Below are 15,399 nucleotides of genomic sequence, written 5' to 3'. Positions count from 1 at the left end.
AAAACCGCCGGGACATTCTCCCGGCCGTTTTCCCTTCGTGTCAGTCTGTCATACCATCAACAGTTGAAAACGAGTCTTCGTCCACGCCGCATAGGATCGGCAGGGAGCCGGAGAGGGATGATAGAGCGTTTTCCAAAACGGATTTCCGACAAGCGAGTGTCTGGCGACGTTCGACGCGCTTGGAGGACCAAGCTCCCTACCTGCGCCAGGCATGCGCAGGCCCGGCGCAGGTAGGGCGTGGCTCTCCTCAGCCCGCCGCCGAAGCCCAAGATAACCAGGCAACGACAGCCTCTCTGGCCGGAAATCAGTGTCACGCATCGCTATAGAGCCATCCTCAGGAAAGCATGCCCCCCACAGCAGCGCAAGAGCACCAGCCAAAGTGGTCCGCTCAGTCCCCTGAGCGGAACGAGCGAGCCCGTGGCAAACAAGCCATAAAAGCAGAGGTTCGGACTATAAGCGTCCGGGGGTAGGCACGCGTCCGCGTTGCCACCTGCGTTCCCCTCACAGGACTGAGCGGACCACGTTATAACATTTTCCAAGATAGATTTCCGAAAAATGGCTCGGGCGACGGTCCCCTTCGGGTACGATGGAACACTCAATTTTACCGCAAAGAGGCAGAGAGGCAGAGGGACCAGAGAATCGATACAAGTCTCTGCCACCTCTGCACCTTTGCCCCTCTGCGGCAAACCGAACCTCCAAAGACTCGCCTTACCGGAAATCAGTTTCGCGAATCGCTATCAGAGCCAGCCTGCCGCTGGCGCATTATCAATAACAAACCCGTTTTCAACGGTTCTTGGCATTAAAGAGACTGCCTCCGCTGCCACTTCCACCACCCAAACGCTCCCCCGCCGCTGAGAATCATCAGCGCCCACACCCACGCGCTTCCTCCGCCTCCCGCCTCCCACTCGGTGCTCATCGTCCCCGTGCTGGTCGCCAGTTGCCCCAGCGGAAATCTCCAGCGCACCGTGTTGCTTTTCCGGCTCACCTGCATGGAGTCCGCGTTTAGCGGCTCATGCGGCAGGTGCAGCGTGTAGGTCAGGCTGTAGCTCCCCAGCAGCAGTCCGCTGAATCCGCGCGCCAGCGCGTTTTGCTGGCGGCTGCCGCTCGTCGCCTCCGTGGTGAAGGGGCCCAGCGTCCGCCTCAGCTTCATGCGCCCGTCCTTTTTCTCCACGTCGATCGTGCCTATCACCCACGCCGGCTCCTTGCTGCTTGTGGCCAGCCACGTCAGCCGGCGCACATCTTCAAAGCGGATCGTCACCTGGCTCACCTGCTTTCCGTTCTCACGGAAGCTCTTCGTCTCCTCCACCTCCAGCCCCTCCGTTCCGGCGATCATCTGCCGCACCTTTTCGATCGAGAGCTGATCCGACCCCGCCTCCGCAAAGTTCGCCAGCGTGTCAGACACCATCACCGTCATCGTCACCTTGCCGGACAGGTCGTCCTCCAGCCACATCTCCTCTTCATAATCCAGGCACGAGCTCAGCAGCAGCGCCAGCAGCGCCGGGAATAACCTTTGCATCATCAGCTTCAAGTTCATGCGTCACTCAGGGGCCGGCATTTTTCACGGATGATCTGGATGGTGCCGTCCGGCATCAAAGTCAGCTCCAGCGTCACCTCCACCTTCCCATTTTTTTCCACGCCCTTGTCGTCCACCAGCTTGAACTCCATGGGATAGATGAAACGAAATGCCCCGTCCTCCGTCTGCCTCGGCTCCGGCTGCAGCGGCAGCTGGTTGGAGATCTGCTTCCACCGCCCAAAGTAGGTCATCTTCCCCTTCAGCACCCGCTCCCGGCTCACCATTCCCTCGTCGTAGTAGTCCACCTGCTCCGCATAGTGCTGCCTCAGCGCCGCATGGTCATGCTTCTGCTCCTTCTCGTGATGCGTGTTCACAAAGGCGGACAGCCTGCCCGCCAGCGTCCTGTCATTCACAGACGCGTTTGCCGCCACCGGCACCGCCTGCGCTCCCGGCTCCAGCCTGCCCGTCGTGCCCGTCACCCCCAGCCGCGCCACCTCGCCTCCCGTACCCGCCACATAAAACGCATGCGCCTGGTCATCAAAGCACGCGTGGTGCGCCCGAAACGGCAGGTCCGCGTTCTGGAACTGACGGCGGTTGCCACCCAGGCTCTGAAAGCTTGCCCAGCTCTGCCCGCTAAAACCTCTCTCCGCCTTGATCCCCATGCTCCATTCGGCATCGATGCCGGACATCGCATCCAGCCGCACCTGCTTTTGCCCCGCTTCCAGTTTTCGATACACCAGTGATTCAATCGTGAACGAAGACTGCGACATCAGGATGTCCTTGCCGCCGTTGAGCACCCTCAGACTCAGCGCGTGCGAAGAATCACCCACCCCATGCCCCTGGCCCACCTGCTCCCCTGTCGCCGGATCAAACACTCTCACCACGTCGTCCTCAGCGATCACCACCAGCCTTCCGCCATCCGGAGAAAACGCCATCGTCCGCACAAACGGAATGTCCTGGTTCCATTGGGAGGGATCTTTGCGCGCCAGGTTGTTCGCGGTGATGTGATGCAGCGGCTTCCCGGACTCCAGGTCATAAATCTCCACCACAAACAGGTGGCCTCCCGGACTCGTCGCCAGCCATTTTTTCCCCTCGTGCAGCGCAAACGGAGCCTCGTTGTTTCTCGACGGCCAGCGCCGCCTCAGGGCCGTGATCTCCCGTCCCTGCTCCAGGTCGATCACCATCGCCTGCGAGGGCGCGTCATACCTTCCTTCGCTGCGTTCGATCACGTACCGCCCGCCGTCGCTGATCATCATGGGCTGCTGGTTGCTCCGCGTGCGCCACAGCACCTCCCCCGTGCTCGCTTTCAGCGCCACGTAGCTCACCGGCACCCGGTTCATGCCCGCCATCCATACCAGCAGCCGGTCCTGCCCCGGCGCCTTCAGCACACCATTTGCATGCAGTGTGTCGTCTCCCAGCCGGATGCGCCACTGCGGCTGAAACAGCGGCCCCCAGTAGTGGCGGTCCGCCGCCGCCCCCTGCCGGATTTTGGACATCCACCCCTGCTGCATGCCCGGCGAAAAAATCCCCTGCTCCACCGCCCGCTTCGCGATTTGCACCGCGTTGTCCCACTCGCCGGCGCTCATCGCCTCGCTGATCTGCTGCCCCGCCTCTCCTAGAAGCACACGCCGCTGCGCCGCCAGCAGCCGCGGCTCCTGCCGCAGTTTGTATGGCACCTCGCCCAGGGCGTTCACCGCCTTCTGCCACTGCTTCTGCTCCATCAGCTTGTCCGCGTTTTCAATGGCCCGCAGCACGCTCACGTCCGTCAGCATCTGCGCGGCCCGTGCTTGGTTTTCCGCGTGGTAGCCCGCATGTTGCGCCCAGCGCTCGGCCTCGCTCCACTGCCGCGCCTTGAACGCCGCCGCGGCCGCCAGCATCGGGCCCTCCTTCACCATCTGCTTCAGATCTTCCTCCTGCGGGTAATGCCCCAGCGCCACCGTCGCCGCACCCACCGCCTGCTCGTAATTCTTCTCCCCCCATGCCTTCCGCGCCGCCGCCAGCGTCCGCCGCCCCTCCTCGTCCGTCGCCGCCGTGGCCCGCGTGCCCCGGTTCAGGATGACGTTCTGGCCCGCATGCGTGCGCCCTCCCAGATTTTGCGTCATCGAAAGCCACGCATCCCAGGAAAAATTCGAACCCGCCGCCTGCGTCGTCAGCACCTCATCGTACGCCTTCCCCGGCAGATCCAGCAGCACACGGCTGCCTCCCGCCTCCACCGCAAAGCCATACGTCTTGTCCATGAACTCCACCAGGTAGGCGCCGGGCGGCAGTTTCTGTTCCGGCACCGCCAGGATCGCCCCCGGCTTTTCCAGCGGCATGAACCTCAGGCGCACCGTCCTCCCCGGCACCAGCCGGTTCGCATCCCGCACCGCCACCGCCACCCTCGGGCCCTCACGGCTCGCGTGCACATACTCCACCTCCTTGCGCACCAGTTGCAGCTCCTTCAGCGTCACCGCCTGCTCCGCCGGCACCATGCCGCTCGCCAGCGTCTGGTGGTAAATGATGATCCCTCCCGCCTCCGGCTGGCTGGCGTCCCGCCACAGGATGCCGCCCCCCTCTTTCAGCACCAGCGCCTCGTCCGTCCAAAGATAGACCCCCATGTACGCCGGGATCTCCTCTCCCTCAGGAGGCGTCACCTGCCCGTTGCCCGATTTTTTTCCACACTGGCTGCACAGCACGGCGGCCACGAGCGCCAGGATGCTCACGCGCAGGTTTTTCATGCGCTCAGCCTATAGAGCCGATCATGATTCACGCAAGCGGGCAATCGTAATCAAAAGTCCCGAAACGGCCCCCGCGGCTCGCTCGCATCCATCTCCGCCCGCCACGCCGCAAACCGCTCCCTCATCATCTTCACCACCTCCGGCTTCTCCGCGCTCAGGTCCTTCTTTTCCCCCAGGTCCGTGCTCAGATCAAACAAGCCCCCGCCCTTCCCCGACTCCACCCACTTCCAGTTCCCCACCCGCGCCGCCTTGTCCGCACGCCTCTGCCAGAACATCTCCTTCCGCGGCGACTTCGCCTCCCCCCGCAGCACCGGCAGCAGGTCAAAGCCGTCAAGACTGCCCGCAGTCTTGCCCTCCGTAGCTTTAGCGAAGGACGGCCCCCCCTCCGGCCCCTTCGCCCCCGCCGCGCTCAGCAGCGTAGGCACCAGTTCCAGCGACGTGAGAAACTCATCCGTCACCTTCCCCGCCGGCACCTTCCCCGGCCAGCGCATGATGAAGGGCACCCGCAGCCCCCCCTCCCACATCGTGCTCTTCTGCCCCCGCAGCGGCGCATTCCCCCCGTTCCCGCTCCCCCCGTTGTCAGAGAGAAACACAAAGATCGTGTTCTGCGTCTGCCCCGCCTTCTCCACCGCCTCCATCACCGCACCGATCGCCTCGTCCATCCGCGTCACCGCCCCGCAGTACCGCGCCAGCTTCTCGTCCTTCACCTTCCCTCGGTACATCGCCACGTACTTCTCCGGCGCCTGCACCCCCTCGCCCCGCATCCTCTCCCCCTCCTTCGTCCCCTCCCCAAAGCTCGACGCCCCATGCGGCGCATTGAACGGCAGGTACAAAAAGAACGGCTTCTTCCCCACGTGCTCGTTCACAAACCGCAGCGCCTCCCGCTCAAACACCTCCGTCACATACGTCCCCTTGTCCTCCTCCGTCCGCTCGTTCCCCCGGAACAGCGAAGGCACCCCGTACCGCTCATGCGTGTAGTAGTCGATCCCGTTGTTCCCGTGCCCGTAGAAGAAATCAAACCCCCGCTGTAGCGGCAGGTACCGCCTCGCCTGCCCCATGTCCCACTTCCCCACGCACCCCGTCGCATACCCCGCCTTTCGCATCATGTCGCCGATCGTCACCTCCCGCACATCCAGCCCCAGCGTCATCTCCGGGGACACCGCATACTCCTCCGCATCATACCGGTGTCCAAAATTCACCAGATCATTCCGCACCATGTCATACAGCCCGTTCCGCTGCGGATACCTCCCCGTCAAAATGCTCCCCCGCGATGGCGTGCACGCACACCACGTCACATAAAAACTCGTCCCCCTCACCCCCTCCGCCGCCAGCCTGTCCAGATTCGGCGTCACCAACGGCTTGCTCCCAATGCACCCCAGATCCGGATACCCCTGATCATCGCTGACGATCAGGACAATGTTCGGCTGTTGTTGGGCAGCACGAGTGGTGGGAGAGAGGACGAGCAGCGAGAGCAGGCACGCAAGGGCGGCGAGACGGAGAGACATGTGCGGATAACGCGGGAATGGAGCAATCCTAGCACCGGGTTGCTGCATCGAGGGTGTGCATCGCATTCAGGAAACCAAAGCCGCTCCCGACCCGCACGAACATGTCCGATGCATCCTAAAAGTTGTCCTACGAATCTCCGCCCCGGGGCGCGAGCATCCGGATGAATCCGCATCCAACCATGAAATCCACCCTGCTCGCCCTTTCCCTGCTTCTCGGTGTTTCCACCGCAGCGACCGCCAAGCCCAACATCCTCCTCATCTACACGGACGATCAGGGCTGGGCCGATCTCGGGCTGCAAGGGGTGGATCCGGACATCCGCACGCCGCATCTCGATCAGCTTGCGCGCGAGGGCGTGCGCTTCACACGCGGATATGTCAGCGCCCCACAGTGCCTCCCTTCCCGCTCGGGCGTCATCACCGGGCGCTATCAGCAAAAGTTCGGTGTGGAGGACAACCGCAAAGGCCCGCTGCCGCTCGAACAAGTAACCATCGCCGAGCGGCTGAAGCCCGCGGGTTACCTCAGCGGCTTCGTCGGCAAGTACGGCTTCGACCTCGTCGGCGAGGGCGGCCCGGAGAAAAAAGTGCGGCTGCTCACCACGCACCTGCCGCATCTTCAGGGCTTCGACGAATACTGGCGCGGCGAACACAAGTCCTATCACGCCTCCCATGCGCTCGATGGCACGCCCTTCGCGGACGCACCCCGCGTCGTCCGTGACGACCGCTTCCGCGTCGTCGTTCAGACCGAGGCCGCCCTCTCCTTTCTCGACCGCCGCGCGAAGCAGCCCGCGCAGCCCTGGTTTCTCTTCCTCGCCTGGTTTGCTCCGCATGTGCCCCTGGAGTCCCCGGAGCCATGGTTCTCCAAAACGCCGCCGCATCTGCCCCTCAAACGCCGCCAGGGCCTCGCCATGATGGCCGCCATGGACGACGGCGTGGGCGAGATACGCGCCAGGCTCAAGGCCATGGGCGCAGAACAGAACACCCTCATCTTTTTCATCAGCGACAACGGCGCGCCGGTGCGAGGCGACGGCTGGGACGGCTCAATCAACCAGCCGCTCATCGGCGAAAAAGGCATGCTCCTCGATGGCGGCGTGCGCGTGCCCTTTGTGGCCGCATGGCCCGGGAAAATACCCGCAGGGCAGACCTGCGACCATCCCGTCATCAATCTCGACGTGGCCGCCACCGTCAACGCGCTCGCCGGCCTTCCCGCAGACCCGAAGCTCGACGGCGTGAACCTGCTGCCCTTCCTCACCGGCGAAAACAAAGCCGCGCCGCACGACTGCCTCTACTGGCGCTGGCGCTCACAGTCCGCCGTGCTCGAGTTCCCGTGGAAGCTCGTCCATCTCGGCGATGAAGAAACATTCCTCTTCGATGTCACCAGGCCCGATGGCGAACTCGCCGTGAACAATCAGCTCGCACAGCACCCGGACATCGCCGCGCGGCTCGAAGCCAAACTCAAGACCTGGAGCGCCACCCTGCAGCCACCCGGCCCGCCCGAGAAAGCCGGCGCTCCAGACTACCTCTACTACTCAGAGCATCTCCAGCCCGGCGGCCAGATGAAAGCAAAGTTCGACCAAAAATCCGCCATGGGAAAAAAAGCCGCGCCAGCCGCTCCCACCGGCATGCAAGGCTGGGTCTGCCGCAACGGCACGCTCACCGTGAAAGACGGCGCGCTCCACCTCACGCCCGATCTCACCACAAAAGCCCCCCTCTTCCTCACGCGCCTCGGCTTGGATGTGCCCGGCCCCGTCACGCTCACCCTCCGCACCCGGGGCCCCACCGGCGGCCAGGCCACCGCCAGTTGGCGCAGCAGCGAGCAGAAAGATTTCACGCCCGCCACCACCGCCACCTTCGACTGGCCGGGCGGCGCCGAATGGCAGGATCTCAAAGTACCCCTCCCCATCAAGGGCCGCCTCATCCACCTGCGCCTCACCCCCCCGAAAAACTCCACCCGCCTCGAAATCCAGTCCATCGAGCTCCAGGGCGCCGGCAATTCCCAGCAGATATTTCACTTCGCCCCCTGATCCCACTCACGGTGCGTCATGCACCATCCTGCAGCCCCATTTTCATAGCTCGTGATAGGAATCCCCTCCGGAGCCGCGCATCAGCCTCCGTCCCAAAACAAAAAAAGCAGGAACCCAATAACCCTTCCGGCTTCCGCATCCCCGCCTTTCCATTCTGAATTCCGTGCCTTCCGTGTATTCCGTAGGCCCTCCAGTCCCCTCCGAAAAACCCAGAAGAATCTCCCCTCCGTGCCCTCGGCCCGGCCTCTGTGGGTAAAATCAAATCTCTGCCCCCTCCGCCTCTCTGCCCCACTGCGGCAAAACCGAACGTCCCAGCGTCCCAAAAGCAAAAAGCAGGAACCCAAAAAAACATCGGCACCATCCCCGCCTTTCCATTCTGAATTCCGTGCCTTCCGTGTGTTCCGTAGGCCCTCCAGTCCCCTCCGAAAAACCCAGAAGAATCTCCCCTCCGTGCCCTCGGCCCGGCCTCTGTGGGTAAAGTCAAACCTCTGCCCCCTCTGCCTCTCTGCCCCACTGCGGCAAAACCGAACATCCCAGCGCCCCAAACCCAAAAAGCAGGAACCCAAAAAAACATCGGCACCATCCCCGCCTTTCCATTCTGAATTCCGTGCCTTCCGTGTGTTCCGTAGGCCCTCCAGTCCCCTCCGAAAAACCCAGAAGAATCTCCCCCTCCGTGCCCTCGGCCCGGCCTCTGTGGGTAAAGTCAAACCTCTGCCCCCTCCGCCTCTCTGCCCCACTGCGGCAAAACCGAACGTCCCAGCGTCCCAAAAGCAAAAAGCAGGAACCCAGAAACCCTATCGGCCCCTGCATTCCTGCCTTTCCATTCTGAATTCCGTGCCTTCCGTGTATTCCGTAGGCCCTTCCTTCGTTCTGCCAAAACTCACTTCACCTTGATCAGCTCCACGTCGAAAATCAGCGCCTCATTCGGCCCGATGTCCCGCCCCGCGCCGTGCTGACCATACGCCAGCTTCGAAGGAATGAAGAAGCGATACTTCGCCCCCTCCTGCATCAACTGCACACCCTCCGTCCATCCCGCAATCACCCGGTTCAGCGGAAACTCGATCGACGCATTTCGCCGGTAGCTGCTGTCAAACACCTTCCCGTCGATCAGCGTCCCCTCATAGTGCACCTCCACCGTGTCCGTCGCCTTCGGGCTCTTCCCCGTCCCCGGCGTGATCACCTTGTACTGGAGGCCGCTCGCCGTCACCGTCACCCCCTCCTTCTTCGCGTTTTCTTCGAGAAACTTTTCACCTTTGGCAAGAGCAATGTCGGACATGGAATGTGTGGATTGGGGGTTGGTTAACTTGGGAACCTAAACGCTAGCACCCCCCTCACTCTTGTCGACCCCCGAATGCAACCACGAAACCCCGAACCCATCCCCCCGCCTTCCTCACCCAAATATTTTTCGGCTCTTCATCAGCGTCTAATCAGCGTCCCATCAGCGGTTCAAAACCTCCGGAACCCTCTCCCCCCAGGCACCGCAAATCTGAATACCCCCACTCGCCCCCCATTCGCAAACATTCGCGGTCATTCCTCTCCCCATTCGCGTTTAAAAATCAGGCCCAGACTCCCACGCGAATAACCACGAACAGCCGCGAATCTCCACCAATCCAAGCCCCCTCCGGTCTCTGCGTTCGTCCATCCTCTGCGGTTTACCCCCCTCATGCTTGAACCGCAGAGAATGAACGGTCGCAGAGATACCCAGCCCCCAAACCTGCCTCTCCGGCCCTCCCCAAACCACCGCGAACCATCGCAAACCTCTGTCCCTCCGCCACCTCTGCCCCTCCTGCCCCTCTGCGGCAAAACCAAACGTCCCCACCCATTCGCCACACCCACACCCCTCCGCCTCTTCAACCACCGCAAACAACCGCCAACATTCAACCTCCGCCACCTCTGCCCCTCCGCCCCTCTGCGGCAAAACCAAACGTCCCCACCCATTCGCCACACCCACACCCCACGCCTCTTCAACCACCGCAAACCACCGCAAACCACCGCAAACACTCAACCTCCGCCACCTCTGCCCCTCCGCCCCTCTGCGGCAAAACCGAACGTCCCCAAGCTCGCCACCCCCTGTCTCCGGCTCCGGCTCTCCCCAACAACCGCAAACCACTGCCAACAACCGCAAACTCCCCCCTTCCCCTCCACCCCTCGCCCCCTTACACTCCCCCCCATGAACCGCGAGCACCTCCTCTCCCAGCTCTCCTCCCACACCGGCCCCTTCGACATCGCCATCATCGGCGGCGGCGCCACCGGCCTCGGCGCCGCCGTCGATGCCGCCTCCCGCGGCCACTCCGTCGTCCTCATCGAGCAGTCAGACTTCGCCAAAGGCACCTCCTCCCGCTCCACCAAGCTCGTCCACGGCGGCGTCCGCTACCTCAAGCAGGGCAATGTCTCCCTCGTCCTCGAGGCCCTCCGCGAGCGCGGCCTCCTCGTCAAAAACGCCCCCCACCTCGTCCACAGCCTCCCCTTCGTCATCCCCAGCTACCACTGGTGGGAGGGCCCCTTCTACGGCATCGGCATGAAGGTCTACGACGCCCTCGCCGGCCAGCTCGGCCTCCAGCCCTCCCGCTACCTCACCCGCGAGGAAATCACCGATCTCCTCCCCACCCTCGAAACCGAAGGCCTCTCCGGCGGCGTCGTCTATCACGACGGCCAGTTCGATGACGCCCGCCTCGCCATCCACCTCGCCCGCACCTCCGTCAATCACGGCGCCATCGTCCTCAATCACACCCGCTGCGTCGGCCTCATTAAGGAAAACGGCCACATCATCGGCGTCAAAGCCGAGTGCGTCGAAACCGGCCGCCAGCACGAAATCCGCGCCCGCTCCGTCATCAACGCCACCGGCGTCTTCGTCGATGACATCCGCCGCCTCGACGACCCCAAGACCGACACCATCGTCGCCCCCAGCCAGGGCGTCCACCTCGTCCTCCCCCGCGAGTTCCTCCCTGGCGACTCCGCCATCATGATCCCCAAGACCGACGACGGCCGCGTCCTCTTCGCCGTCCCCTGGCACGGCCGCGTCATCATCGGCACCACAGACACCCCCGTCCACCACGCCGCCCTCGAGCCCCGCGCCCTCCCAGACGAAATCGCCTTCCTCATGACCCACGCCGCCCGCTACCTCACGCGCGATCCCACCCCCGCAGACGTCCTCAGCATCTACGCCGGCCTCCGCCCCCTCGTCGCCATGAAGGAAAAGGAAAAAAACGGCGACACCGCCACCACCGCCGCCCTCTCACGCGATCACACCATCCTCGTCGCAGAATCCGGCCTCATCACCATCACCGGCGGCAAATGGACCACCTACCGCCGCATGGCCGAAGACGTCATCGACCACGCCGAAATGGTCGGCGGCCTCGGCCTCCGCCACTGCACCACCCACACCCTCATGATCCACGGCTCCGCCACCGTCCTAGATGCCCACGATCCCCTCGCCGTTTACGGCAGCGACGCCGCCGAAATCCGCACCCTCGCCACCCAGCACCCCGACTGGGCCGCCAAAGTCCACCCCCGCCTCGACCTCATCGGCGCCGAAGTCATCTTCCACGCCCGCCACGAAATGGCCCGCACCATCGGCGACGTCCTCGCCCGCCGCAGCCGCAGCCTTCTGTTAGATGCCCAGTCCAGCATGTCCGCCGCCCCCAAAGTCGGCGCCCTCATGGCCACCGAACTCCACTGGCCCCCCGAAAAAACCTCCCACGAAATCGACCGCTTCCAAAAACTCGCCTGCGGCTACATTCTAGAGGGGTGAGCCTGAGGTGGTTGCGGAAAATTAGAAAAGAAGTCGGAGGAGATTGGACGTTTAGAACCACTCATCGAATAATAATGCTCCAGAAAATAGGGGACTATGTGGGCTGAAGCGCTGATGCCGACGCCTTGCTCGTCAGCCAATTCAGGCACAGGCTTGCGTTGGCCCACCAGTGTCAGAGCACGGTCTTTGAAATCACTGCTATATCGTTGCCGCTTCACAGTCTTGATCGTGTTTGTCCCTTATATCCTGGCACCAGGATTTTAGCGCACCTTAAACTGGCTTTTTCAAAATTTTTGCAAAAACTAGCTAAACCATATTCGTCATTGAGTTCCAAAAAGTGATTATCCAAGCAATGTGCCATTGAGATACGACGACAAATTTTAATCCAATAAATCATGACACCATTAGGAGACAGAACGTCAGATGATGTAATTCGCCTTTCACAGTCAAAAACTAAACTGGAAGAAGAATTGGATTTTCTCCGGGCAACATTGGCCGATCTACTGCGAGATACTAATTCAGTGGTAAATGGACGTTCGTCCGATAATTCCAGAATTGGTAATTTGGAAGATCAAATTGATATTATCGAAGAGCAATTGTCTAGACTCAACGAAGTAATCGAACACAATGAGGTAGCTCCAAGCAAACTACCGAGTAGTGCCGTGATGGATGAGCGGCAATGGGAGAACTACTTGCAAACAAGATACAATTGCCTGTTCGATCGTACTGCAGTTAAGGCATTCCTAGACGCAACGAAGCGAGACGTCTTCGGCACTCTCGCAGTTCAAATGACGAGCGAGGATTTGTTGCGATCACTGATGAAGCCTTCTTTTCCACTGGAAGGGTTAAAAATTAAAGGTGGAGCCAGGATTCACTCGGGGCCGACAAAGCCGGAATGGCACGAGGACGCAAGCAAAGGAAAGTATGATGATGCATACGCATCTGCCAGGGGCTTTAAGCCATTCTCACAAGGTGTGGACAATTGCCTTCAAGAGGCACTTGATATTGCGATTACCACAGGGGGCTTTCGGTCAATTAATATTTGGCATATTGCGTTTTCATTGATCAAAGTGAGTCCACCTGGATTCTCATACCTTCTTCGTGTTGAGTTAAAAACTCAGGAGCATGTAACCGAAGTCTTACGTTCAAATGCACGCAGAAGCGCTCCTGAGATTTACCGAATTTTGCCATGGCGACTGCTCAAAGGGGAGGGAATTGGCATGAATCAAATGCCCAAATTAGCTGAAGAAGATTTGGCATTGCTGAATAAAAGATTGGCTAGAATAAGTGTTAAACCAAGTTTTGCACTTTTTGGGGCTTTAGAACATGCAACTGCGCAGTGCGCACAGGTGGCAAACATCAATCGTTCTTCACTGATTCGAATTGAACAAGTGATTGCAGGACTTTTAACAGTGGGTCTTCAAGATGAGTTGAAAGAACATGCACAAGTGTCCCTTCCATTGGCCATTCTTCGATCTTCAGATCAATCGGAAGAGTCAATATGGTCTCTCTGGGGCCGCCTTCGAGAAACTGCTGCAATCAATGCCGATGAGCATGGGTGGACATTTTCCCATGACGTGGAAGTGGCCTTGGTTCAAGCCCGACACCTTTGCGAACAGTGCACTGCAAGAGACTCATGGGTGGCTACTCGCCATTTCGTGGCCGCCATCCTTATTCGAGCAGTGGCGCAGGCATCTTTTCGGGAAGCAATGAAAATTGTCGGTCTTGACGCGAGCAAACTGGCACTAGTTTTGGTTGAGCACTTGAAGTTCTACGAACAAGCGGACTTAAAACGTGAATGGCGCAGGTGTCTTCGTGTGGTTCCTAATCTTCGACTGGGTGAATCTGTTCAAAAGTTGGGATCTCGGGTAATGTTGAAGAGAGAAGCTTCACCTAATCAGTTATGTTTGGGTATTGAAGATTACTCTTCTGCGATTCAAGAAATGTTTGACAACGCTCCTCCAGAAAATGACTTTGTATTTGGTCTCTTTGCGCCATGGGGAAGAGGTAAATCTACTTTGATTGACGCAGTTGCCGCTAAGTTGAGCGCAACGCATGAGTGCGTTAAGTTTGGAGCTGCTAAGTATCCCAGTAAGCCCGAGGTGTGGGTACACCTTTATCAAACTGTGATGGGCGCCGCTGAGTCTTCGGGATTTTGGAATAAATGGCGGCTTCGCATTCGAGTTGGAATTATTCGTACGGGTTGGTTTCCGCTAATTCTTGGTGCTTTTACAGCCAGTTTCCCATTGTTTGTGCGTATTGGCTGGGCTTCGGATAGTGTAGTCTGGGCGCTTGATAAAGTCGGAATATTTGGTGCGCTTATCTTGGCTGCATCAGCCTACCGTTTTTTTGGCTTGGGCAAGTTGATGCAAAAAGACTACGGCCATTTGCCGAATCATACAGAAAAGTTAGGGCTTCAAGCAGTAATCGGCGATGATTTCGAAACATTGCTCCGAGCTTGGATTCCTTCAAGATCAAATCCAGATCTGTGGGGAAAGAACAATGGGTTTAAGGAATGGACAAAAGATGTGGTTGCACATTTCGCTCATCAAGATAGTGCTTTGGATTTTCGAATGGGCCGTGCAGGCTGGTTAGGCATGATGCCTTGTTTGTTATTGATTGGCTGGGCTTGTGCCAAAGGGGCTTATTCAAGTTGGCAGTGGATATCGTCGCACAACGATCCTTCAGGGGCGATGGCGATTTGGAATGTGATGTCAGCAGTTTTTTTCCTTGGTGTATGTTGTTTTACTTTGTTCGGTGCGCGGAGGATTACGCGGACAAAATTGGACGCAAAGCGCGTACTTTTGGTGGTTGATGATCTTGATCGATGTGAACCAGATCAATCTCTTTCTGTTATCGAGAGTATTCGCTGGTTTTTAGATAACCCTGAGGTAAGTTCGCGTCTTCAGGTTGCGATGCTCATGGAAAAGACAGCATTGGAGGAGGCTTGTAAAAAGCGTGCTAAACAGTTTGGATTCGCAAAAAATGAGAACGAATGGAAAAAGCGATTCCAAGCTCATCGTGAGAAACTATTTGTCTTGGAGTTAGAATTGCCTTCTCTGGTATCTAAAGAGACGAATGATCTTGTTGCCATGGCTATCGCTGTGGAAGAAGGCAAGCTTATCCTTGCGGAGGCGGGTGAAGGAAATTCCAAATCCGACTTGTTAGAATCTGTATCTCAAATGAGAGTAAAAACTCCTTCCGATTCTGGTGAAGAAAAAAGTGGAACGAGTTCAACTGACAAAGACAATGACGAGTTCAAACCGAGCGGCATAGAGTCAAAACTCCAAGAAGAACATCGTATTGATTTAAGGAATCAACCACATAGTGGCATTCAAACAGATAATGAAATCAATTTAACCGATGATGTCTCGCAATCTAGCATGCCAGGCCATTTTTCAGCTGAAGAACGCGAAGCCATGATAGCAGCATTTCGTCTTGTTCCTCCTACTGAATTGACGCCCAGGTCTATTCGCGCTGCTATAGTAAGATATCAATTTGCTCGACGACTTTTGAAAGGTGTTGCCTTCGAACCCACTGAACTCATGGATCGATTGCTATACCGGATGTTTGGTGGTGATTTTCAAGCCGACGAATCTACCCGAAACAGCGAAGCGATGGACCGTGTGATTTTGCAGTTGGTGTGAAAAGCGCAAAAAGATGCCAGGCATGAACGGCACTCGGGTGAAATGGGGTCATGAAATGGGGTCAGGCGACATGAATACGAAGGAGAAAGCCGCTTTTCCGGCATCTCGGTATGAACCGGGAACATAGGTAACAGATTGACCGGGGACATAGGTTACACTTTGCGGGTGGTCTATGCCATGGAACACCACCCCCACACCGGAACAGCGATTGAAGTTTGTCACCCTCGCCAACAGCGGCAGGTTCA

At 59.1% G+C, this 15,399-nt stretch carries 7 protein-coding genes and 1 pseudogene; 3 read left to right on the top strand and 5 right to left on the bottom strand.

Annotation, left to right across the window (positions count from 1 at the left end):
• Positions 1 to 799: 799 nt before the first annotated feature.
• From ACILSQ_RS24410 to ACILSQ_RS24400, 3 genes are read right to left on the bottom strand one after another with little or no spacing between them, the layout of a single operon-like run.
• Entirely contained in the window at positions 800 to 1,534 is a 735-nt protein-coding gene (locus ACILSQ_RS24410; RefSeq protein WP_395746293.1) for a hypothetical protein, read from the bottom strand.
• A complete protein-coding gene (locus ACILSQ_RS24405) occupies positions 1,531 to 4,230 on the bottom strand; it encodes a WD40 repeat domain-containing protein (RefSeq protein WP_395746292.1) in 2,700 nt (899 codons plus the stop codon). The genes ACILSQ_RS24410 and ACILSQ_RS24405 overlap by 4 nt, the downstream gene beginning before the upstream one ends.
• Before the next feature lie 50 nt (positions 4,231 to 4,280).
• A complete protein-coding gene (locus ACILSQ_RS24400; RefSeq protein WP_395746291.1) occupies positions 4,281 to 5,735 on the bottom strand; it encodes a sulfatase-like hydrolase/transferase in 1,455 nt (484 codons plus the stop codon).
• 179 nt (positions 5,736 to 5,914) lie between these two features.
• Between ACILSQ_RS24400 and ACILSQ_RS24395 the strand changes: the two genes are divergently transcribed.
• Entirely contained in the window at positions 5,915 to 7,756 is a 1,842-nt protein-coding gene (locus ACILSQ_RS24395; RefSeq protein WP_395746290.1) for a sulfatase, read from the top strand.
• Between the two features lie 880 nt (positions 7,757 to 8,636).
• Here ACILSQ_RS24395 and ACILSQ_RS24390 read toward each other — a convergent pair.
• A pseudogene (locus tag ACILSQ_RS24390) lies at positions 8,637 to 9,020 on the bottom strand (FKBP-type peptidyl-prolyl cis-trans isomerase); the annotation flags it as partial.
• A 906-nt stretch (positions 9,021 to 9,926) separates the two neighbouring features.
• Between ACILSQ_RS24390 and ACILSQ_RS24385 the strand changes: the two are divergent.
• The gene (locus tag ACILSQ_RS24385; RefSeq protein WP_395746289.1) at positions 9,927 to 11,507 is read left to right on the top strand and encodes a glycerol-3-phosphate dehydrogenase/oxidase; all 1,581 of its coding nucleotides are present in this window, start codon (positions 9,927 to 9,929) and stop codon (positions 11,505 to 11,507) included.
• A gap of 395 nt (positions 11,508 to 11,902) precedes the next feature.
• Positions 11,903 to 15,154, top strand: coding sequence for a P-loop NTPase fold protein (locus tag ACILSQ_RS24380; protein WP_395746288.1), 3,252 nt, complete (start codon positions 11,903 to 11,905; stop codon positions 15,152 to 15,154).
• 48 nt (positions 15,155 to 15,202) lie between these two features.
• On the opposite strand, the gene ACILSQ_RS24375 is transcribed toward ACILSQ_RS24380, so the two are convergent.
• A partial coding sequence (locus ACILSQ_RS24375; protein ID WP_395746287.1) for a hypothetical protein occupies positions 15,203 to 15,399 on the bottom strand: 197 nt, incomplete at its 5' end.

Source organism: Prosthecobacter sp. (assembly GCF_044227185.1).
Taxonomy (GTDB): domain Bacteria; phylum Verrucomicrobiota; class Verrucomicrobiia; order Verrucomicrobiales; family Verrucomicrobiaceae; genus Prosthecobacter.
The sequence above is the reverse complement of the archived record's forward strand: the minus strand, read 5'-3'. Positions and strand labels throughout refer to the sequence as shown.